This is a genomic window from Sphingomonas lycopersici, assembly GCF_026130605.1.
Lineage (GTDB): Bacteria > Pseudomonadota > Alphaproteobacteria > Sphingomonadales > Sphingomonadaceae > Sphingomonas > Sphingomonas lycopersici.
In genome coordinates, this window is sequence record NZ_JANFAU010000017.1 from 39,756 (window position 1) to 58,690 (window position 18,935).

17 protein-coding genes and 1 tRNA gene are annotated in these 18,935 nt (G+C 66.7%); 12 read left to right on the forward strand and 6 right to left on the reverse strand.

The features are described from left to right. Nucleotides 1-73: 73 nt before the first annotated feature. A complete protein-coding gene (locus tag NED98_RS21215; RefSeq protein ID WP_265270102.1) occupies nucleotides 74-1,624 on the forward strand; it encodes a DHA2 family efflux MFS transporter permease subunit in 1,551 nt (516 codons plus the stop codon). An 83-nt stretch (nucleotides 1,625-1,707) separates the two neighbouring features. On the opposite strand, the gene mnmA is transcribed toward NED98_RS21215, so the two are convergent. Beyond that, nucleotides 1,708-2,799: a tRNA 2-thiouridine(34) synthase MnmA gene (gene mnmA / locus NED98_RS21220; protein ID WP_265314387.1), complete on the reverse strand. Its 1,092-nt coding sequence runs from the start codon at nucleotides 2,797-2,799 to the stop codon at nucleotides 1,708-1,710. Between the two features lie 144 nt (nucleotides 2,800-2,943). On the opposite strand from mnmA, the gene NED98_RS21225 reads away from it, so the two are divergent. From NED98_RS21225 to NED98_RS21235, 3 genes are all read left to right on the forward strand, one after another. Continuing rightward, nucleotides 2,944-3,174 carry a hypothetical protein gene (locus NED98_RS21225; protein ID WP_179513289.1) on the forward strand — a complete coding sequence of 77 codons (231 nt, stop codon included), beginning with the start codon at nucleotides 2,944-2,946 and terminating at the stop codon, nucleotides 3,172-3,174. Between the two features lie 108 nt (nucleotides 3,175-3,282). Next, nucleotides 3,283-3,582, forward strand: coding sequence for a CtrA inhibitor SciP (gene sciP / locus NED98_RS21230; RefSeq protein WP_179513290.1), 300 nt, complete (start codon nucleotides 3,283-3,285; stop codon nucleotides 3,580-3,582). Between the two features lie 221 nt (nucleotides 3,583-3,803). Next, nucleotides 3,804-4,061 carry a GlsB/YeaQ/YmgE family stress response membrane protein gene (locus NED98_RS21235; RefSeq protein WP_179513291.1) on the forward strand — a complete coding sequence of 86 codons (258 nt, stop codon included), beginning with the start codon at nucleotides 3,804-3,806 and terminating at the stop codon, nucleotides 4,059-4,061. Nucleotides 4,062-4,358: 297 nt separating this feature from the next. On the opposite strand, the gene NED98_RS21240 is transcribed toward NED98_RS21235, so the two are convergent. After that, nucleotides 4,359-5,081 carry an SIMPL domain-containing protein gene (locus NED98_RS21240; RefSeq protein WP_265314389.1) on the reverse strand — a complete coding sequence of 241 codons (723 nt, stop codon included), beginning with the start codon at nucleotides 5,079-5,081 and terminating at the stop codon, nucleotides 4,359-4,361. Between the two features lie 202 nt (nucleotides 5,082-5,283). Between NED98_RS21240 and NED98_RS21245 the strand changes: the two genes are divergently transcribed. The 7 genes from NED98_RS21245 to NED98_RS21275 all read left to right on the forward strand — a co-directional run bounded on the left by NED98_RS21245 (nucleotide 5,284) and on the right by NED98_RS21275 (nucleotide 14,891). Then, nucleotides 5,284-6,471 carry an efflux RND transporter periplasmic adaptor subunit gene (locus tag NED98_RS21245; RefSeq protein ID WP_179513293.1) on the forward strand — a complete coding sequence of 396 codons (1,188 nt, stop codon included), beginning with the start codon at nucleotides 5,284-5,286 and terminating at the stop codon, nucleotides 6,469-6,471. Nucleotides 6,472-6,478: 7 nt separating this feature from the next. Further along, nucleotides 6,479-9,694 (forward strand): efflux RND transporter permease subunit, encoded by a 3,216-nt coding sequence (locus NED98_RS21250; RefSeq protein WP_265314390.1) that lies wholly within the window; start codon nucleotides 6,479-6,481, stop codon nucleotides 9,692-9,694. Nucleotides 9,695-10,009: 315 nt separating this feature from the next. Then, nucleotides 10,010-11,275, forward strand: a complete 1,266-nt coding sequence (locus NED98_RS21255) for a DUF445 domain-containing protein (RefSeq protein ID WP_265270090.1) — start codon at nucleotides 10,010-10,012, stop codon at nucleotides 11,273-11,275. A gap of 79 nt (nucleotides 11,276-11,354) precedes the next feature. Continuing rightward, on the forward strand, nucleotides 11,355-12,458 hold the full coding sequence (locus NED98_RS21260; RefSeq protein ID WP_265314391.1) for an ABC transporter permease: 1,104 nt from the start codon (nucleotides 11,355-11,357) through the stop codon (nucleotides 12,456-12,458). After that, entirely contained in the window at nucleotides 12,458-13,279 is an 822-nt protein-coding gene (locus tag NED98_RS21265) for an ABC transporter ATP-binding protein (protein ID WP_265270087.1), read from the forward strand. Before NED98_RS21260 ends, NED98_RS21265 begins: the two co-directional genes overlap by 1 nt. Continuing rightward, nucleotides 13,279-14,244 (forward strand): MlaD family protein, encoded by a 966-nt coding sequence (locus NED98_RS21270; RefSeq protein ID WP_179513297.1) that lies wholly within the window; start codon nucleotides 13,279-13,281, stop codon nucleotides 14,242-14,244. Before NED98_RS21265 ends, NED98_RS21270 begins: the two co-directional genes overlap by 1 nt. A gap of 8 nt (nucleotides 14,245-14,252) precedes the next feature. Then, a complete protein-coding gene (locus NED98_RS21275; protein WP_432423355.1) occupies nucleotides 14,253-14,891 on the forward strand; it encodes an ABC-type transport auxiliary lipoprotein family protein in 639 nt (212 codons plus the stop codon). A 103-nt stretch (nucleotides 14,892-14,994) separates the two neighbouring features. Here the strand turns inward: NED98_RS21275 and NED98_RS21280 are convergent, their stop codons facing one another. Then, entirely contained in the window at nucleotides 14,995-15,954 is a 960-nt protein-coding gene (locus NED98_RS21280; RefSeq protein WP_265314392.1) for a peptidylprolyl isomerase, read from the reverse strand. 101 nt (nucleotides 15,955-16,055) lie between these two features. Here NED98_RS21280 and NED98_RS21285 point away from each other — a divergent pair. Then, nucleotides 16,056-16,146 (forward strand) — tRNA-Ser (locus NED98_RS21285). 30 nt (nucleotides 16,147-16,176) lie between these two features. Here NED98_RS21285 and NED98_RS21290 read toward each other — a convergent pair. The 3 genes from NED98_RS21290 to NED98_RS21300 form a co-directional block, all read right to left on the reverse strand. Further along, on the reverse strand, nucleotides 16,177-16,530 hold the full coding sequence (locus tag NED98_RS21290; RefSeq protein WP_265314394.1) for a hypothetical protein: 354 nt from the start codon (nucleotides 16,528-16,530) through the stop codon (nucleotides 16,177-16,179). A gap of 1 nt (nucleotide 16,531) precedes the next feature. Further along, complete coding sequence (locus tag NED98_RS21295) at nucleotides 16,532-17,671, reverse strand: hypothetical protein (RefSeq protein ID WP_265314395.1); 1,140 nt, start codon at nucleotides 17,669-17,671, stop codon at nucleotides 16,532-16,534. Nucleotides 17,672-17,948: 277 nt separating this feature from the next. After that, nucleotides 17,949-18,704, reverse strand: a complete 756-nt coding sequence (locus NED98_RS21300) for a hypothetical protein (RefSeq protein WP_265314396.1) — start codon at nucleotides 18,702-18,704, stop codon at nucleotides 17,949-17,951. Between the last annotated feature and the right edge of the window lie 231 nt (nucleotides 18,705-18,935).

Consider the following 18,935-nt stretch of genomic DNA (forward strand, 5'->3'; position numbering starts at 1 on the left):
TTCGACAAGCTCAGCCCGAACGGGGAGAGGGGAGCGCGGGTTCGGCTGGCATGGCGACGAAGGAAGGCGCGCGATGAGTAGTGCTCCTCCCGCCCCCGCCGCGCCGCCGCCACTTCACGGCCCGCGGCTGGCGCTGGTCGCCGTCGCGCTGGCGATGGGGACGTTCATGATGGTGCTCGACAGCACGATCGCCAACGTCTCTTTGCCGACGATCGCGGGCAACCTTGGCGTGTCGAGCGACAATTCGACCTGGATCATCACCGCCTTCGCGGTTTCCAACGGCATTTCGGTGCCGCTGACCGGCTGGCTGATGCGGCGCTTCGGCGTGGTGCGCACCTTCTGCGCCTCGCTGGTGCTGTTCACGATCGCCTCCTTGCTGTGCGGCATTGCGTGGAGCCTTCCCTCGCTGATCGTCTTCCGCGTGCTGCAGGGGGCGGTGTCGGGGCCGATGATGCCGGGCAGCCAGGCGCTGCTGATCTCGGTCTTCCCGCCCGAGAAACGCGCCACCGCGCTCGGCATCTGGTCGATGACCACCTTGGTCGCGCCGATCATGGGGCCGATCCTCGGCGGCTATATCTCGGACAATTACCACTGGAGCTGGATCTTCCTGATCAACGTGCCGATCGGGGTGCTGGTCGTCAGCATCTGCTGGCTCAATCTCGCCAGGCGCGAGACGCCGACCTTCAAGGCGCCGATCGATACCGTCGGGCTCGGCTTGCTGATCCTGTGGGTCGGATCGCTGCAGGTGATGCTCGATCTCGGCAAGAATGCCGATTGGTTCAACGATACGACGATCGTCGTGCTTGCGATCACCGCCGCGATCTCGTTCGTCGCCTGGCTGATCTGGGAGCTGACCGACGCCAATCCGACGGTCGATCTGTCGCTGTTCGCCAACCGCAATTTCGCGATCGGCACGCTCGCCTTCTGCCTTGGCTATGCGGTGTTCTTCGCCAATGTGCTGCTGCTGCCTTTATGGCTACAGACCCAGCTCGGCTACACCGCGACCTGGGCCGGGCTGGTCGCCGCGCCGAGCGGGGTGGTGGCGGTGATGATCACCCCGTTCGCGGCGCGCTTCGCCGGGCGGATCGACGCGCGCATCCTCGCCACCGTGGCGTTCGTCGGCTTCGCCGTGAGCTATTGGATGCGCTCGGGCTATACGACGACCGCGAGCTTCTGGGATTTCACCCTGCCCTTGCTGGTGCAGGGCGTGTCGATGGGCACCTTCTTCCTGTCGATGGTGACGATCTCGCTCGATCGCATCCCGCCGGAGAGAATCCCCTCGGCGACCGGCATCTCCAATTTCGCGCGGATCGTCGCGGGCGCCTTTGCCGCGTCGATCATCACGACGGCATGGGATCACCGCGCCGCGCACCACCAGGCGCATCTCGCCGCCGCGGTGGGGGATGGCATGCCCTATCGCCTGACGGTCGAGGGGCTCGGACGGCTCGGGCTCGATGCGACGCAGGCGGCGGCGGCGGTGACGCGGCAGATGGTCGGGCAGGCCTATCTGCTCGCCTCGACCGATCTGTTCCGGCTGTCGGCGTGGCTCTCCGCGGTGCTGATCGTCGTGGTGTGGTTCACCCGCCGCCCCGCCGCGAACAATGGGCCGGTGGCGGCGGATTGAGCAGAGCGTTTGGAAAATGCGGCGAAGCCGCATTTTCGGCGGCACCAGCCCGGCATATCCCGAAGGGACATGCCATACGGACGCTACGCCGCCTCGGTCGCCGCGATCCAGCCGCCGCCGAGCACGCGATCGCCGTCGTAGAGCACCGCCGCCTGCCCCGGCGCGACGCCATATTCGGGGGCGTCGAACACCAGCCGGTCGCCCACCAGCCGCGCCGACACCGGCTTGGCCATCGAGCGCACTTTGGCGCTCAGCGGCGCGTCGAGCGGGCCGAGCACGTTGATCCCGTCGAGCCGCGCCGCGCCCACCGCCAGCGCGGCGCGCGGCCCGACCACCACCTTCTTCTCGGCGGCATCGACGCGCACGACATAGAGCGGCTCCGCCGTCCCGCCGATCTCCAGCCCGCGGCGCTGGCCGACGGTGAAATGGATGATCCCGCGATGCCGGCCGAGCGTACGCCCTTCGAGGTCGACGATCTCGCCCGCGGTATCGGCTTCGGGGCGGAGCTTGCGCACCAGCCCGGCATAATCGCGATCGGGGACGAAGCAGATGTCCTGGCTGTCGGGCTTGGCCGCGACCAGCAGCCCCAGCTCGGCGGCGATCTCGCGCACCCGCGGCTTGGGCAGGGCGCCCAGCGGGAAGCGCAGGAAATCGAGCTGCGCGGTCGTCGTGGCGAAGAGGAAATAGCTCTGGTCGCGCGCCGGATCGGCGCCGCGGTGCAGCTCCGGGCCGTCGACGCCGATCACGCGGCGGACATAATGGCCGGTGGCGAGGCAATCCGCGCCGAGATCGCGCGCCAGCGCGAACAGATCGGTGAACTTCGGCCCCATGTTGCACTGGACGCACGGGATCGGGGTGCGCCCGGCGAGATATTCGTCGGCGAAGCGATCGACCACCGTCTCGCGGAAGCGCGATTCATGATCGAACACATAATGCGCGATCCCCAGCCGGTCGCACACCGCGCGCGCGTCGCGGATGTCGCGCCCGGCGCAGCACGAGCCGGCACGCCCCACCGCCTCGCCGTGGTCGTAAAGCTGGAGCGTGACCCCGATCGTCTCCGCACCCGTCGCATGCGCCAGCGCGGCGACCACCGAGCTGTCGACCCCGCCCGACATGGCGACGACGATGCGCTTGCCCGACAGGCTTTCGCCCAACTGAAATTCAGCCCGATTCATCGCAGGTCCCGATATAGGAGCCCTCGGCGTTACGCAAAGTTACCTTTGTGAACGAACCGTTGCCCCGTCGTTTACGAGGTTTTTAACCCCCTTTGGTTAGAAGCGACCTGTGCCTCGCACGGCACGAGTAACGTAAGGGTCGTAATGGATTTGAGCTTCGCCGGATTCGACATCAAGGCCGATGCGGCAGTGCCGCTGCCGGTCGATCTCGCGGTGCTGCTTGTGCGGATCGCGGCGCGGCAGGCTGCCTCGCCGACCGCGATCGCCCAGGCGCAGATGATGCACCAACCGTCGCTCGGCGCGCGTTTTGCGCCAGCCGACGGTGCGTTCAACGGTATTGCCGCCCGGACGCTGACGGAATGGAGGGACCGGTGAACGGCGCGTTTACCGTGCTGCTTAGGCGGCACGCAACAGCCACCCGGTTACGTCATAGTCCCCGTAGTTGGAGAGGGGGCCCCCCGCCCCGAACCGAAGGTTAAAGTAATGATTGAAAACCAAAAAATCCGCCCTGCAAGGGTCATCGGGCCGCTCGGAGAACCGCTCACGCTGGAGACTTTGCCGCCCGTCAACACGACGCGCTGGGTGGTCCGGCGGAAGGCCGAAGTGGTCGCTGCGGTGAACGGTGGCTTACTTACGGTGGATGAAGTCTGCGAGCGTTACGGGCTGACCGTCGAGGAGTTCGCGAGCTGGCAGCGCGCGATCGATCGCTCCGGTATGCCCGGGCTGCGCGTGACGCGGATTCAACATTACCGGTCGCTCTACGAGCGCCAGCAGAAATATTGAGATCACCCGATCCGGCCGGGCGGCCGGATAAGTGAGCGGCGCCGGCGTCGTTCCTTCGCCCTTCCCAACGGACAGCAACCGGGGAGGGCGAAGGAAGGGGGCCGGCGCCGTCTTATTGCCCGGGCATCATGCGCCAGCCGGAACAAAGAAGGCCCATCGGCATTTACTTGATCAGGTAAGGCAGCCCGGCGCTCGCCGGGCGAAAGCTTGGGAGTAGTGCCATGGGTATCATTCTTTGGCTGATCGTCGGCGGCGTTATCGGGTGGCTCGCGAGCATCATCATGCGGACCGATGCGCAACAGGGGATTTTCCTCAACGTCGTGGTCGGCATCATCGGCGCGTTCATCGGCGGGCTGATCTTCTCCGGCGGCAATTTCGGCCAGACCGGGCTGTCGGTCTATTCGTTCCTCGTCTCGCTGCTCGGCGCGGTGGTCCTGCTCGGGATCGTCAACCTCGTCCGCCGCGGGTCGGTGCGCTGATCCGTTACTGACGCAAACATCGTCAAACGAAACGGCCGCCCGAGCGATCGGGCGGCCGTGTGTTTTTGATGTGGCGAGCCCGCCGCCTTAGATCTTTGCGTCCTCGCGAAGGCGGGGACCGGGTCTGAGCTCCCGCCTTCGGTCAGATAGGCGTCGCCAAAGGCTTCCGACGTCGTCATCCTTTCGTCATACCGGACTTGATCCGGCATCCAGGGCAACAGGCGATATCGCTCGTGGCTCTGGATGCCGGGTCGAGCCCGGCATGACGACTGAAGGGCAAGTTCGACTGGCGCGCGCTTATTGCAGCAGGAAGCGCACGCCGAGCGTCACCGACAGTTCGGTTTCGCCGGCGACGATCGGGGTTTCCGCCATATCGGCCTTGGCGGCGCGTATATAGGCGACCGGCGGACGCGGCGAGCCGCCGTCATTCTCGCCACTTTCGTTGATCGACACGATCCGCACGACGCGCAACCCCGCCGCCTTGGCATAAAGCTCGGCGCGGGTGCGCGCGGTCTTCACCGCCTCGGCGCGCGCCTCGTCGAGCGCGGCGCCGGGCTTGTCGATCGACATCGACGGCCCGTCGATCTGGTTGGCGCCCGCCTTGACCAAGGCGTCGAGCGCGGCGCCGCTCTTGGCGATATCGCGGAACTTCACCGAAACGTTGTTGCTCGCCTGATAGCCGGTGATCACCGGCGCCTCATTCTGCTGATAGCGATATTGCGGCGAGAGCCCGACGCTGCTCGTCATGATGTCGCGCTCGGCGATCCCGGCCGCCTTGAGCGCCTGGATCACGCGGGTCATCCGCGCGGCATTTTCGCTCAGCGCGGCGGCGGCGGTCGGCGCCTGGGTCACCACCCCGGCGCGAATCGTCGCGATGTCGGGGGTGCGGCTGACCTGGCCGGTAGCCGTGATATCGAGCAACGTCCCGTCGGGCAGGATCGCGGGCGTGGCGGCCTGCGCCAGCGCCGGGGTGGCGGCCGCGCAGGCGGCGAGCGTCACGAGGGAAAAGATTAGACGCATAGATTGCAAAGCTCCCGTGAAAATCACTTGCTGCGACGAGCTGTGGCAGAGCTTCGATCAACCGGGGATGAACGGCCCCAGCCTCAATTCCGCCACCTCGATCGGGCATTTGCGGGGGCACTTGAGTGCGGTGATTTATTCCGATAATACAGCGCCGAGGTAAATGAGGCGATCAGGGCGCCGGGACGGGGAAGTGAGCCGAATGAATTACGAATCCGGCAGTCTGGGCGGCGAGCGGCTGGCGATCGAGGGGCCGGATACCCGCGCGCGCAATCGGCGCCGCTGGATCATCGGCGGCGCGCTCGCGCTCGTGCTGGCGGGCGGCGGCGGTTATGCGCTGACGCATCGCGGCGGCGACGCGCCCGCCATGTCGCCGGCCGATCAGGCGCCGACCGTCACCGTGATGGTGCCGGGCAGCGGATCGGTCGCGCGCCAGATCAACGCCACCGGGTCGCTCGCCGCCAAGCGCGAGATGCCGGTCGGCGTCGCGGGCGAAGGCGGGATGGTGACCCGCGTGCTGGTCGAGCCGGGGCAGTGGGTCGCGGCGGGCGAAGTGCTCGCGGTGGTCGACCGCTCGGTGCAGGCGCAGACCGCGGCGAGCCTCAATGCGCAGATCGGCGTCGCACGATCGGATCTGGTGCTCGCCCAGCAGGAGCTCGAGCGCGCGCAGCAGCTCGTCGGGCGCGGGTTCATCAGCCAGGCCGACGTGCAGCGCCGCATCGCGACGCGCGATGCCGCCGCCGCGCGGCTCAAGGTGGCGCAGGCCACCGCCGCCGAGCAGGGCGCGCGCAACCGCCGGCTCGATATCCGCGCGCCGGAAGCGGGGCTGATCCTGACGCGGCAGGTCGAACCGGGGCAGATCATCGGCGCGACCACCGGCACCCTGTTCCGCATGGCCAAGGGCGGCGAGATGGAGATGCGCGCGCAGCTCGCCGAGGCCGATCTCGCCAAGGTCCGCGTCGGCGACGGCGCCACCGTCACCCCGGTCGGCGAATCGCGCTCCTTCTCCGGGCATGTGTGGCAGGTGTCGCCGGTGATCGATCCGCAGACGCGGCAGGGCATCGCGCGCATCCAGCTTTCCTACGATCCGGCGCTCCGCCCGGGCGGTTTCGCCTCGGCGACGCTGATCGGCGGGGCGAGCAACGAGCCGCAATTGCCGCAATCGGCGATCCTGAGCGACGATCGCGGCAATTTCGTCTATATCGTCGGCAAGGACAACAAGGTGGAGCGGCGCAACGTTCGGCTCGGCACCGTCACCGATCGCAACGTCGCGATCGCCGAGGGGCTGACGGGCAACGAGCGCGTGATCCGTTCCGCCGGTGCTTTCCTCAATCCGGGGCAAAAGGTCGTCCCGGTCGTGGAAAAGGGCACCGAGAAAGCCAAAGGCTGATAGCGCCATGAGCTTCCGCAATATCTCCGCCTGGTCGATCCGGAACCCGGTTCCTTCGATCGTGCTGTTCTGCATGCTGACGGTGGCCGGCATCGTCAGCTTCATCCGCATGGACATCAACCAGGATCCGGACATCGAATTCCCGGCGGTGACGGTGGAGATCTCGCAGCCGGGCGCGGCGCCGAGCGAGCTCGAAACGCAGGTGACGCAGCGGGTCGAGGCGGCGGTGCGCTCGGTCGAGGGGATCGACGAGATCCAGTCGTTCGTCAGCGAGGGCAGCTCGACCACCTTCGTCCAGCTCGACATCGGCACCCCGATCGATCGCGCGGTGAACGAGGTGCGCGACGCGGTGGTGCAGATCCGCTCCAACCTGCCCGAAGGCATTCTGGAGCCGCAGATCACCCGCGTGAAGGCCAACGACAATGATGTCGGCAGCTATTCCGCGATCGCCAGCGACATGACGATCGAGCAGCTTTCCTGGTACATCGACAATACGGTGGCCAAGGAGCTGCTCTCCGTCCCCGGGCTGAGCAAGGTCGAGCGCAACGGCGGGGTCGATCGCGAGATCCGCGTGATTCTCGATCCGGCCAAGCTCGCCGCATTCGGGCTCACCGCGAGCCAGATCAACCAGCAGCTCCGCCAGGTGAACCTGAACGCCGCGGGGGGGCGCTCCGAAATCGCCGGGGCGGAACAATCGCTGCGCGTGCTCGGCAACGCGCGCAACGCTTACGAACTCGGCCAGACGCAGATCTCGGTCGGCGACGGGCGGACGGTCAAGCTCGCCGACGTCGCGACGGTGCGCGATCTCTATGCCGAGCAGCGCACCGCCGCGGCGGTCGACGGCCGCCCGGTGCTGAGCTTCGATTTCAAGCGCGCCAAGGGCTATTCCGACGTCACCGTGTTCCGCGAGGCCAAGGCCAAGCTGGAGATGCTGGAGAAGCGCAACCCCAAGGTGCATTTCCAGCTGCGCTACGACGGCTCCAAATATGCGCTGGAGCAATATAAAAGCGCGATCCACGCGATGCTCGAGGGCGCCGCGCTGGCGGTGCTGATCGTCTTCCTGTTCCTGCGCGATACGCGCGCGACGATGATCTCGGCGCTCGCGATCCCCTTGTCGGCGATCCCGGCCTTCTGGTTCATGGATCTGATGGGCTTCTCGCTCAACGGGATGACGCTGCTCGCGCTCAGCCTCGTCGCCGGGGTGCTGGTCGACGACGCGATCGTCGAGATCGAGAATATCGTGCGCCACATGCGGATGGGCAAAACCGCCTATCAAGCGGCGATCGACGCAGCGGACGAGATCGGTCTCGCGGTGCTGGCGACGACGATGGCGATCGTCGCGGTGTTCCTGCCGGTCGGGCTGATGCCGGGGATTTCGGGGCAGTTCTTCCGCAACTTCGGTCTCACCGTCGTCGTCGCGGTGCTGATGAGCCTTGCCGTCGCGCGGCTCATCACCCCGATGATCGCGGCTTATTTCCTCAAGGCCGGGGGCCACGCCACGCATGGCGAAGGCTGGCTGATGGACGTCTATCTCAAGGTGCTGCACTGGACGATGGACACCGGTCGCGCGCCGGCGATCCGCGCGCAGGGCGGCCTCAAGCGGCTGACCGGCTATTTCCGCGATCATCGCCTGTGGGTGATCGGGATGGGGGTCGGCGCCTTCCTGCTGACGATCGTCTGCTTCGGGCTGATCCCGATGCAGTTCCAGCCGGCGATCGACGACGAGCGCTCCGCGGTGACGATCACGATGGCGCCGGGCTCGACGCTGGCGCAGACGCAGGAGACGGTCGACAAGGTCGTCGCGCTGCTGCGCAAACAGCCCGACGTGCGGAGCGTCTACAGCCGCACCGCGGTCGGCTCGGGCCGCGTCACCGCGCAGTTCAAGGACCACAAGTCGATGACCTCGACCGCGTTCGAGCGCAGCCTGGCGCCCGAACTGGCCAAGATCCCCGACGCGCGGGTCAATTTCCAGTCGCAGTTCGGCTGGGGCGAGAATAACCGCGACGTCTCGATCACGCTGGGCGGCGACGATCCGGCGCAGTTGCGGCAGACCGCGGATCAATTGGTCAACGAGATGACCAAGATTCCGGGGCTGATCGCGCCGCGCATCGCCGGCGGGCTCAACCGGCCCGAGATCGTGATCAAGCCGCGGCTCGATCTTGCCGCCAATCTCGGGGTGACGACCGCGGCATTGTCCAACGCGATCCGCATCGCGACGATCGGCGACATCGATCAGAACAGCGCCAAATTCTCGTTGAGCGACCGCCAGGTGCCGATCCGCGTCGCGCTCGATCAATCGTCGCGCACCGAACTCGCCACGATCCAGAACCTGCCGGTGCAGACGCTGACCGGCGGGTCGGTGCCGCTGTCGGTGGTGGCGGATATCGGCTTCGGCTCGGGGCCGACCAAGATCAACCGCCTCAACCAGCAGCGCCAGCTGACGATTGGCGCCGACCTCTCCTCGGGGCTGGTGCTCAGCAATGCGATGAAACAGGTCAATGCGCTGCCGACGCTGCGCAACCTGCCGATCGGCATCCAGCGGGTCAGCGTCGGCCAGGCGAAATGGCAGATGGAGATGCTGACCAACTTCATCTTCGCGGTGATCGCGGGGGTGTTCCTGGTCTTCTCGGTGCTGGTGCTGCTCTATCGCCGGCTGCTGCCGCCGCTGGTCAACATGGGGTCGCTGCTGCTCGCGCCGCTGGGCGGGCTGATCGCGCTGCTGATCGTCGGCGATCCCTTGTCGATGCCGGTGTTCATCGGGCTGCTGATGCTGCTCGGCATCGTCGCCAAGAATTCGATCCTGCTGATCGACTTCGCGCTGGAGGAGATCATGAAGGGCGTGCCGGTGCACGATGCGATCATCGACGCCGGGCACAAGCGCGCGCAGCCGATCGTGATGACCACCGTGGCGATGGTCGCCGGGATGGTGCCGACCGCCTTGTCGCTGTCGGGCGACGGATCGTGGCGCGCGCCGATGGGGATCGTGGTGATCGGCGGGCTGACGCTGTCGACGCTGCTGACCCTGCTGATCGTTCCCGCGGCGTTCAGCCTCGCGATCGGGATCGAGCGGCGGGTGGGGCCGTGGATCGGCCGGCGCCTGCTGACCTATCGTCCGGGCGACGGCGATCGACCCGCGATCGATCACGTTCCCGGCGGCGGCCCGCTCCCCGCCCCGCAGGGCCGGATCGGCTTCCACGACGACGATCCGCAGCCGGCGGAGTGAGGCGAGCGGGCCCGTCACCCCGGCCTTGTGCCGGGGGCCACCGGGCAGCAAGAGCCTCGTGCGTTTGATCGGGATCCAGATCGAGCCGCCCCTTGTGTTCCTGCCAGGGCGGGAGCCCAGACTAGGTCCCCGTCTTCGCGGGGACACAAGAAGGGGACCCCGAGGGCCGGGGTGGATCGGAATTCGCGCACGATGCTCTAGGCCCGCGGTGCCGCGGCGCCGGAAGGCCGGGTTGACGGCCGGGATGCTCGCCTCTCTCTATCGCCCGCGAACGAACGGCTTGAACAAAGCCACGACTTGGGGATTGTTTCGGGTATGATCCCGATCGTCCGCCGGCGGCCGCCTCACGAACGCATTCCCGCCGGGCTGGTGCGGATGCGGGTGGTCGCGACGGCGATGCTGGTGGTGATGGCGGCGACCTTCCTTGTCGCCCGCGCCGTCGAGCCGCTCCATCCCGGCTGGGGCTTCGTCCGTGCCTTTGCCGAAGCGGCGATGGTCGGCGGGCTGGCCGACTGGTTCGCGGTGACCGCCCTGTTCCGCCACCCGCTCGGGCTGCCGATCCCGCATACCGCGATCATTCCGCGCAACAAGGATCGCATCGGCGACCAGCTCGCGCTGTTCCTGCGCGACAATTTCCTGATCCCGCACGTCGTCGCGCGGCGGATGCGGCGGATCGATCTCGCCAGCGCCGCGGGGCGCTGGCTGAGCAACCCGACCGCGGGCGGCTCACGCCTGTCGCGCGGCCTGTCGCGGCTCGCGGTGGAGGTGCTCCAGGCGCTCGATCAGGAACGGCTCGGCGGGATGGTGCGCGGCGCGATGGTCCAGCAGGTGCGCGTGCTCGATCTGTCGCCGATCCTCGGCCGTGCGCTCGCCGCGGCGATCAGCAAGGATCGCCATTTGCCGGTGCTCGACGGGATCGTCCGCTGGGCCGGGCGCGTCCTTCAGGCGAACGAGCCGATCGTCCGCGCGATGGTCCATGACCGCGCGGGGTCGATCCTGCGCTGGACCGGGCTCGACGAGACGCTCGCCAACAAGATCATCGACGGGCTCGACAAGATGCTCGCCGACATGGCCGAGGATCGCAACCACCCGTTGCGCGGCAAGGCCGAGGAGGGGCTGATCAAGCTCGCCGACGACCTCCAGCACGACGCGGCGATGATCGCGCGCGTCGAGCAGCTCAAGCTCGAACTGCTCGAAAATCCCGCGATGCAGGATTGGATCAACGGATTGTGGGAGCAGGCGCGCGCCGCGATGCTGCGCGCCGCGCGCGATCCGGAGGCGCTCGTCGCGGGCAAGCTGCGCGAGGCGCTCGACCAGCTCGGGCAGACGCTGCAAAGCGATGTCCGCCTGCAGCGCACGCTCAACCGCTATGTGCGCCGCGCAGCGGTGGGGACCGCGGCGGATTACGGCGATTCGATCGTCCGGCTGGTATCCGAAACGGTGCGCGGGTGGGACGCACAGACGATCACCCGCCGGCTGGAGAATGCGGTGGGCAAGGATCTGCAATTCATCCGGATCAACGGCACGCTGGTCGGCGGGCTGGTCGGGCTGGCGATTCATGCGGTGGATGTCGCGCTATGAGTAAATTCCCGCGCCGCGCCGCCCGCCCGGCCCTCCAAACGCTTGCCGTTGTCGGCACTTTCCCGCAAGAAAGCCGGTGATGGGCGCAGCGGCGGATTTCAGCGAGGACGGTGACACCCTGCGCTTCACCGGCGATCTTTCGCTGGCGACGATCGGCGATCTGCCGCAGCGGCTGCGCGCGCGCGGCGACGGCGAGGGGGTGCGGCATCTCGATCTGTCGGCGATCGACCGGATCGATACCGTCGGCGCCTGGGTGGTCCACCGCTTCGCGCACGAGCATAATGCGACGATCGAGGGGCTCGATCCCGAGCATGTCCGGTTGCTCGAACATGTCGAGCGGTCCGATCAGCTCGTCGCGATGCGGCCGCGCCATGTCAGCCCGTTCACCCGCGTGCTCGGCGAGATCGGCACCGCGACGATCACCGCCGGCACCACCTTGCTCGGGCTGCTCGGTTTCCTCGGCGCGATCGTCATCGCGCTCGGCAACGTCATCCGCCACCCGCGGCGCTTCCGCTTCAACGCCACGGTGCAGCGGTTCGAGGTGGTCGGGGTCACCGCGCTCGGCATCATCGGGCTGATGAGTTTCCTGATCGGGATCGTCATCGCGCAGCAAGGCGCGGTGCAGCTTCGCCAGTTCGGCGCCGAAGTCTATACGATCAACCTGATCGGGCGGATCACCCTGCGCGAGCTGGGCGTGCTGATGACCGCGATCATGGTCGCCGGCCGCTCTGGCTCGGCCTTCGCGGCGCAGCTCGGCACGATGAAGCTGACCGAGGAAATCGACGCGATGCGCACGATCGGCGTCTCGCCGATGGAGGCGCTGGTGCTGCCGCGCACGATCGCCGCGATCGTGCTGATGCCGCTGCTCGGCTTCTATTCCTCGATCGTGGCGATGATCGGCGGCGGGCTGTTGTGCTGGATCAACCTCGGCATCCCGCCGGTCACCTATATCGCGCGGCTGCGCGAAGTGGTGCCGATCACCGATCTTTACGTCGGGCTGGTCAAGGCGCCGGTGTTCGGCGCGATCATCGCGCTCGCCGGCTGTTTCCAGGGGATGCAGGTCGAGGGCGATGCCGAGCAGGTCGGCAACCGCACCACCGCCGCGGTGGTGCAGGCGATCTTCCTGGTGATCGTGCTCGACGCCTTTTTCGCGGTATTCTTCACCTCGATGGGGTGGAACTGATGCCCTCGGCGGACGACGATATCATCATCCGCGTGCGCGGGCTGCGCACCAGCTTCGGCGATCAGGTGATCCACGACGGGCTCGATCTCGACGTGCGGCGCGGCGAGATCCTCGGCGTGGTCGGCGGATCGGGCACCGGCAAATCGGTGCTGATGCGCGCGATCATCGGCCTCCAGCCCCCCGACGAGGGCGAGATCACCGTCTTCGGCGAATCCACCATCGGCCGCGAGGAGACCGAGGCGGTCGAGATCCGCAAGCGCTGGGGGGTGCTGTTCCAGGGCGGCGCCTTGTTCTCCACGCTGACGGTCGCCGAGAACGTCCAGGTCCCGATCCGCGAATTCTATCCGGAGCTCGATCTGGCGCTGCTCGACGAAATCGCCTCCTACAAGGTGGTGATGACCGGGCTGCCAGCGGAGGCGGGGCCGAAATATCCCGCCGAGCTTTCGGGGGGGATGAAGAAGCGCGCCGGGCTGGCGCGCGCGCTGGCGCTCGATCCAGAGCTGCTGTTCCTCGACGAGCCGACCGCGGGGCTCGATCCGATCGGCGCCGCCGGGTTCGACGAACTGACCCATTCGCTGCAGCAGACGATGGGGCTCACGGTGTTTCTGATCACCCACGATCTCGATACGCTCTATGCGATCTGTGATCGGGTGGCGGTGCTGGCGGACAAAAAGGTGATCGCAGTCGGCACGATCGACGAGCTCCTGGCGTTGGACCATCCGTGGATCCAGGAATATTTCAATGGCCCGCGCGGCCGCGCGGCGGTCGCGACCCAGGAAGCCAATGGGGCGCGGAAAAAGCCAGGGACGGGAACTGACTGATGGAAACTCGCTCCAACCACGTCCTCGTGGGATCGGTCGTGCTGATCCTGCTCGCGGTGCTCGCGCTGTTCACGGTGTGGATCGCGCGGCTCGGCGGCGCGAGCGAGAAGGAATATGACATCTTCTTCAAGCAATCGGTCGACGGGCTCGCCAAGGGATCGTCGGTCACCTTCTCGGGCGTCCCCTCGGGCCAGGTGAAGCTGATCCAATTGTGGAAGAACGATCCGCAATTCGTCCGCGTGCGGATCACTGTCAACGAGGATACCCCGGTGCTCCAGGGCACCACCGCGACGATCCAGGGCAGCTTCACCGGCACCAGCACGGTGAGCCTCGACGGCGCGGTGAAGGGCGCCCCGCCGATCACCTGCCCGGCGAACGATGCCGCCAACCAATGCCCCTATGGCGTGCCGGTGATCCCGACGCGGACCGGCGGGCTCGGCGCGCTGCTCAATTCCGCGCCGCAATTGCTCGAGCGGCTCTCGACGCTGACCGAGCGGCTGACCGGGCTGGTCACCGACAAGAATCAGGCGTCGATCGCGGGCATCCTCGACAATACCAACCGGCTGAGCCGCGCGCTCGCCGATCGCGGGCCGGAAATCGCCGCGACGCTGGCGCAGACCCGCATCGCCGTCCAGCAGGCGGGCGACGCGGCGGCGAAGATCGGCGATCTCGCCGCGACCACCAACGGGCTGCTCGCCGAGGACGTCAAACCGGCGATGGCCAATCTCAACCAGGCGATCAGCGCCGCCAAGCAAAGCGCCGATACGCTCAACGCGACGATCGGCGATGCGCGCCCCGGCTTGCAGAGCCTGTCCAAACAGACCGCGCCCGAGCTGGCGCGGCTGATCCACGATCTGCGCCAGATGACCGATGCCTTGACCTCGGTGGCGGAGCGGGTCGATCGCAACGGCGCCGGATCGGTGATCGGCCAGCAGCGGCTCCCTGACTACAAGCCCGGCAAATGAGGCGGACAATGATGCGACCGAAGCATTTTCAGCAAAAGTGGATGCCGGGTCTCCGCAGGAAGATGCGCCAGCCGGCGATGATTTTCCTCGCGGCGCTGCCGCTGGCGGGCTGCATCAGCTTCGGCGCGAAGCCGCCGCCCTCGCTGCTCGACCTGACCTCGACCGAACAGGCCGCGCCGGGGCAGACGCAGGATGCCGCGACCGCCAAGACGATCTTCATCCAGACGCCGTCGGTGCCGCAGGCGCTCTCCACCGCGCGGGTGCCGGTGCAGGCGACGCCGACCTCGATCGCCTATATCAAGGACGCGCAATGGGTGGAGCCGCCGCAGCGGCTGTTCGCCCGGCTGCTCGCCGATACGATGACCGCGCGGAGCGGGCGTGTCGTGCTCGATGCGGGGCAGGCGTTCGGCGACAATGGCGCGCGGCTGAGCGGCGAATTGCGCAATTTCGGTATTGACGCGGCCTCGTCGAGCGCGATCGTCACCTTCGATGCGGCGCTGGTCCGCGCCGAGGGCAGCAAGGTGGAAAAGCAGCGCTTCGAGGCGAAGGTGCCGGTTTCCCGGATCGATGCCGCCTCGGCCGGACGCGCGCTCAACCGCGGCGCCAATCAGGTCGCGGCGGCGGTGGCCGATTGGGTGGGGAAATAGGCGACGGTCTGGAGGTCGCCGCTGCGCCAGCGGTGCAAAATCCCAATCTACGTTCGCCCTTCGACAAGCTCAGCCCGAACGGGGAAGCTGATAACCTCGTAACTTACCGCGCAGCGATCCGCCGGATCGGTGTCGGCACATTGCAGATATCGGCGCCCCCCGCCGGGCGGACGAAGAAGCCGTCGCGGCGGTTGGCGCGGGCATCGGCGTAACGCGCGAAGCTCGTGCTTTCGGTGGCGAGATATTCGAAGCGCGGTCGCTCGGCGACGGGCAGGTCGCTCGCCAGCCGGACCGAGACGATCGGCACATGCTCGGCCGGCGTGGCATAGACCCCGAGCGCTTCGGTGCCGCGCGGCAGTGACGACAGCAGCTCGATCCCCTCGATCACCCGGCCGACCAGCGCGATATTGCGATCGAGGTGGCGCGGCGCATGGCCGATCACCGCATAGAGCTCGCTGCCGTCGCCCGCATCGGGCGGCATGTCGCGCCCGACCCCGACCATCCCGTAGCAATGCACCGGCCACGCGATCGTGCCCCCCGCGCCGCGCTCGGCCGCGATCGGCCAGCCGCGCCAGGTGAAGGTCTCGGGGGCGTAAGCGTCATGCCCCGGCGCCGCGACGATCGGGCCGAGATCGGCGGGGGCGAGATGGGTGGTATAATCGGCCTGCTCGGTGGCGGTAAGGCTGGCGGGAAGCGGCCGCTTAGCGGTGCTGCCGCCCCATTGCGCGACATAATTGTCCTGCACGCGGTTGACGCCGGCGCCGTCCCACCAATGCTGGGTGGCGAGCATGCGGATGTTGCGCACCCAGCTTTGCGAAAAGGGCGCGGGGATCAACTGGATCACCACGCGGCGCGGCTTGCCGGTGGCGGTAGGGGCGAGGTCCATCACCAGCAGATCGCCCGCGGGAATCGCGCGCCAGTCGCCGGCAGGCGCGGTGGCGACGATTTCCGACGGCGCGCGCGCGGGGGACGCGGCGGCGTCGGCGGCGGTTGGTGCGGCGGCAGTGGCTGCGGATGCCGGGGCGGATGCGGCGAGAAGCGCGGCAAGGGCGGGTGCGATCATGCGCGCGATGCTGCCTTTAGCGGGCGCGCGATGCAATTCCCCGGCGCGAAAGCTTGCGTCGCGCGCCGCCCCGCTTTAGGGCGTCGCCTCCCAAGGCATGCGGAGCGGTGGCCGAGTGGTCGAAGGCGCTCGCCTGGAAAGTGAGTATACGGCAAAACCGTATCGAGGGTTCGAATCCCTCCCGCTCCGCCACTTATTTCGCGAAGGACTGGCGATCCGTCGTTAACGCGGCTTGCGCCGCGCGCTGGCCTTGAGGATATCCTCCATCTCGACGATGCAGTCGCGTCCCTTGAGGCTACCCTCGGTTTTATCCTCCGGGTCGGCCTCGAAATAGGCGCGCATCTTCTCGGATAGTGCCACAAGTGCCTGATAATTTTCTTCGCCGACCTTCTGGCGGATTGTTTTCAATCCCTCGTTGAGCGCAAAAAATTCGGTGTCGATATTCTGCTCCGGGAAATAGCCCGTCCTGTCCTTGAAGGTCGGCGAGGAGAGCATCATCGAACCCAGTTGGTCCATGATCTCCCCGATCCCCTTGGGAATATACGGCTTGTCGGAATGAAGGCTTGAGCGATACATACTATTCTCCTGGGCGTAAGATGGCATAGGTATGACCTTGTCCGAGCTGACTGGGTCTAACGATGATCACGATGGTCGGCTTGAAATCACTGTTGAAGAAGCCTCTAATTTGCGGAGTTGCTAAGGTTTTGCGCGTAAGGGAAACGTCGAAAGCGGCTCTGTCTACTCGCGCATCAGGAATTTTATATTTCGGATCTGGGAGTGATCTATCATATTCTCTGCCGATAATTCTTATTATCTGCCCTTTTGAATAATCTATTCCCCTAAGATCGAGATTTTTTCTCAGCTCATGTCGCACCGCTTGGTCAATATAATTGCCGATCGCCTCTTCGCGCGATAGGCGCGGCAGCAAGCGTCCGGCGTCGAATCGTGCTTGAGCTTCAACATAAGCGCTGTCTGCGGTTTCTTGCATTACGCGCACCATCTCGACCTGCAGCAATCGGACATCGTTCTTCATCCGATAGACGGCTGCCGCTCGATCAAACAGGAGTTGGCGGAGGAGGTTTCCCTGTCCTTTGAGTGTTTTCGGAAACCCCAGCGACTCCAAACGAAAGCTAGGATCGACACCCTTGATCTGCTGAATCAGCGCATTGATGTGGTTTTCCATTACCGGGGTGGTGGCGCGAGAAGCGGGGCCGGTCAGATCGAAGATATTGTCCGCCAGCGCGATTAGCGACCCGCCGGGCGAATTGCGCAGAGCGGGGAAAACATGATCGAGCGTCAGCGGATCGTTTAGTGACGGGCCGCCATTGTCGCCCCGGCGGCCCCGAAAATTGGGGCGATACTGAGCCGATTGAATTGCGGGGGCGGTTTTGTCCGGCCTGTAGACAGCGTCGGTTAGCGAACCAGCTTGAGGTGAGTCTGCCGACGCCGCCGGTGCCTCGGGCGCAGCAGCCGCTGCCGTCGAACGCGAAACCCGTCGCTCGCCGCGATGGCCGTCGGAAATGATGACATCGCTCAGCGATCGCGGGCCGCCGGGGGCGAAGGTAAAGCGGCCGTTTCGCGGGTCGTGATAAGGGTTGAACTTGAGTTCAACCTCCGGTTCCCCCTGCGGAGATAGACGCCTGCCGGTTCGAATATAATGTTCGAAGGCAATGCGTTCAGGTGATTTTTTCTCGGTGAGAATCTGCCGGTCGGTCATGATGTCCCCCGCTATTGCGTAAGGAACAATTCATGAACAAATCCAACATTTAAAGTAAATTTAGTTAAACTGCTTCTATTATACCTTAAAAATCAACGCGGCGCTGTCAAAATAGACTGAACTAATAAGATAATATCAGAGGAATAGGGGCGGTGAATGCTACTAAAGGTAATGTAGATATCTGCGTCTGTCGCATCGCCGACCCGCCCGATAGCCCCCAACAAAAAACCGCCGGGCATCGCTGCCCGGCGGCCCTCCCTTTCAACCGATCGCCCGATCAGCGCGGCGTGCTGCTCGCGCTGGCCGAACCCGCGCCACTGGCCGATCCCGACCCGCTGGCGTTGAGCGACCCCGCGCCGCCCGACATCGTCCCGGCGAGATCGCCCGATGCCGCGCCGCTCGCCGCGCCGGCGGCGTCGCGTGCCTGGCCCGCCGCCGCGCCCGCACGATCGCGCACGTTGCTCGCGACGTGGCTCGCGGTGCCATGTGCCGCCTGGACCGCGCCCGTCGCCGCACTCCGCGCGTGGCCCACCGCGCCGGTCGCCGCGCCGCGCGCGCTGCTCACGGTGTTCGCGACCTGATCGGTGCCGATCAGCTGTGCATTGGCGCCGACATTGCGGCTGGCGCTCGCCGAGCCCGAATTGCTGACGTTGCCGGCGAGTGAATTGCCGTTGGCGCCGGTCGCGCCGAGCGCGGCGTCGGTGCTGTGGCTGATCGTCCCGGCGAGCCCGGCGTCGGCCGCGACATTGCCCGATTTGGTGTTGACCGAATGGCTGCTGTTCGCGCTGCCCGAGCCGGTGACGCTGTTCGACACGCTGCCGGTCGCCGAGCCGATCGTGCTGCCGATGTTGCCGGCGCCGCCAAGCGTGCCCGTCACCGTGCCGCCGATATTGCCGGCGCCGCCGAGCACGCCGCCGACCAGGCCACCGCCGCCGCCGCCGCCGAGCAATTGCGCCGACGCCGGCGCCGCGGCCGTCATGCCGGCCATGATCGCTGCCGCCACCATCAGGCGGGTCCGCATCTTCTGGATCATCATCTGTCTCCTTTTCGTCGCGGGCCGGGGCTGGTTCCACCCGGCTTCCGACAAGAGCAACGACGCCGCGATCCGGTTTAATCCCGCGGGCCTAAGAATTATTTCAGCCCGACGCTTTTCGGCAGGGTGCGGCAGTCGCCGCAGACGATGCCGCGCCCGACGCGGCCGCTGCCGGGGCGCGCCTCCGCCGCGAGCGCCGCGAGGCTGCCGGCGCGCGCCAGCCGGCCGGCG

Excerpts from the sequence above, each read along its gene's own strand:
- NED98_RS21215 (WP_265270102.1), top strand. The coding sequence starts at position 74 with ATGAGTAGTGCTCCTCCCGCCCCCGCCGCGCCGCCGCCACTTCACGGC.
- mnmA (WP_265314387.1), bottom strand. The coding sequence starts at position 2,799 with ATGAATCGGGCTGAATTTCAGTTGGGCGAAAGCCTGTCGGGCAAGCGC.
- NED98_RS21225 (WP_179513289.1), top strand. The coding sequence starts at position 2,944 with ATGGATTTGAGCTTCGCCGGATTCGACATCAAGGCCGATGCGGCAGTG.
- sciP (WP_179513290.1), top strand. The coding sequence starts at position 3,283 with ATGATTGAAAACCAAAAAATCCGCCCTGCAAGGGTCATCGGGCCGCTC.
- NED98_RS21235 (WP_179513291.1), top strand. The coding sequence starts at position 3,804 with ATGGGTATCATTCTTTGGCTGATCGTCGGCGGCGTTATCGGGTGGCTC.
- NED98_RS21240 (WP_265314389.1), bottom strand. The coding sequence starts at position 5,081 with ATGCGTCTAATCTTTTCCCTCGTGACGCTCGCCGCCTGCGCGGCCGCC.
- NED98_RS21245 (WP_179513293.1), top strand. The coding sequence starts at position 5,284 with ATGAATTACGAATCCGGCAGTCTGGGCGGCGAGCGGCTGGCGATCGAG.
- NED98_RS21250 (WP_265314390.1), top strand. The coding sequence starts at position 6,479 with ATGAGCTTCCGCAATATCTCCGCCTGGTCGATCCGGAACCCGGTTCCT.
- NED98_RS21255 (WP_265270090.1), top strand. The coding sequence starts at position 10,010 with ATGATCCCGATCGTCCGCCGGCGGCCGCCTCACGAACGCATTCCCGCC.
- NED98_RS21260 (WP_265314391.1), top strand. The coding sequence starts at position 11,355 with ATGGGCGCAGCGGCGGATTTCAGCGAGGACGGTGACACCCTGCGCTTC.
- NED98_RS21265 (WP_265270087.1), top strand. The coding sequence starts at position 12,458 with ATGCCCTCGGCGGACGACGATATCATCATCCGCGTGCGCGGGCTGCGC.
- NED98_RS21270 (WP_179513297.1), top strand. The coding sequence starts at position 13,279 with ATGGAAACTCGCTCCAACCACGTCCTCGTGGGATCGGTCGTGCTGATC.
- NED98_RS21275 (WP_432423355.1), top strand. The coding sequence starts at position 14,253 with ATGATGCGACCGAAGCATTTTCAGCAAAAGTGGATGCCGGGTCTCCGC.
- NED98_RS21280 (WP_265314392.1), bottom strand. The coding sequence starts at position 15,954 with ATGATCGCACCCGCCCTTGCCGCGCTTCTCGCCGCATCCGCCCCGGCA.
- NED98_RS21290 (WP_265314394.1), bottom strand. The coding sequence starts at position 16,530 with ATGTATCGCTCAAGCCTTCATTCCGACAAGCCGTATATTCCCAAGGGG.
- NED98_RS21295 (WP_265314395.1), bottom strand. The coding sequence starts at position 17,671 with ATGACCGACCGGCAGATTCTCACCGAGAAAAAATCACCTGAACGCATT.
- NED98_RS21300 (WP_265314396.1), bottom strand. The coding sequence starts at position 18,704 with ATGATCCAGAAGATGCGGACCCGCCTGATGGTGGCGGCAGCGATCATG.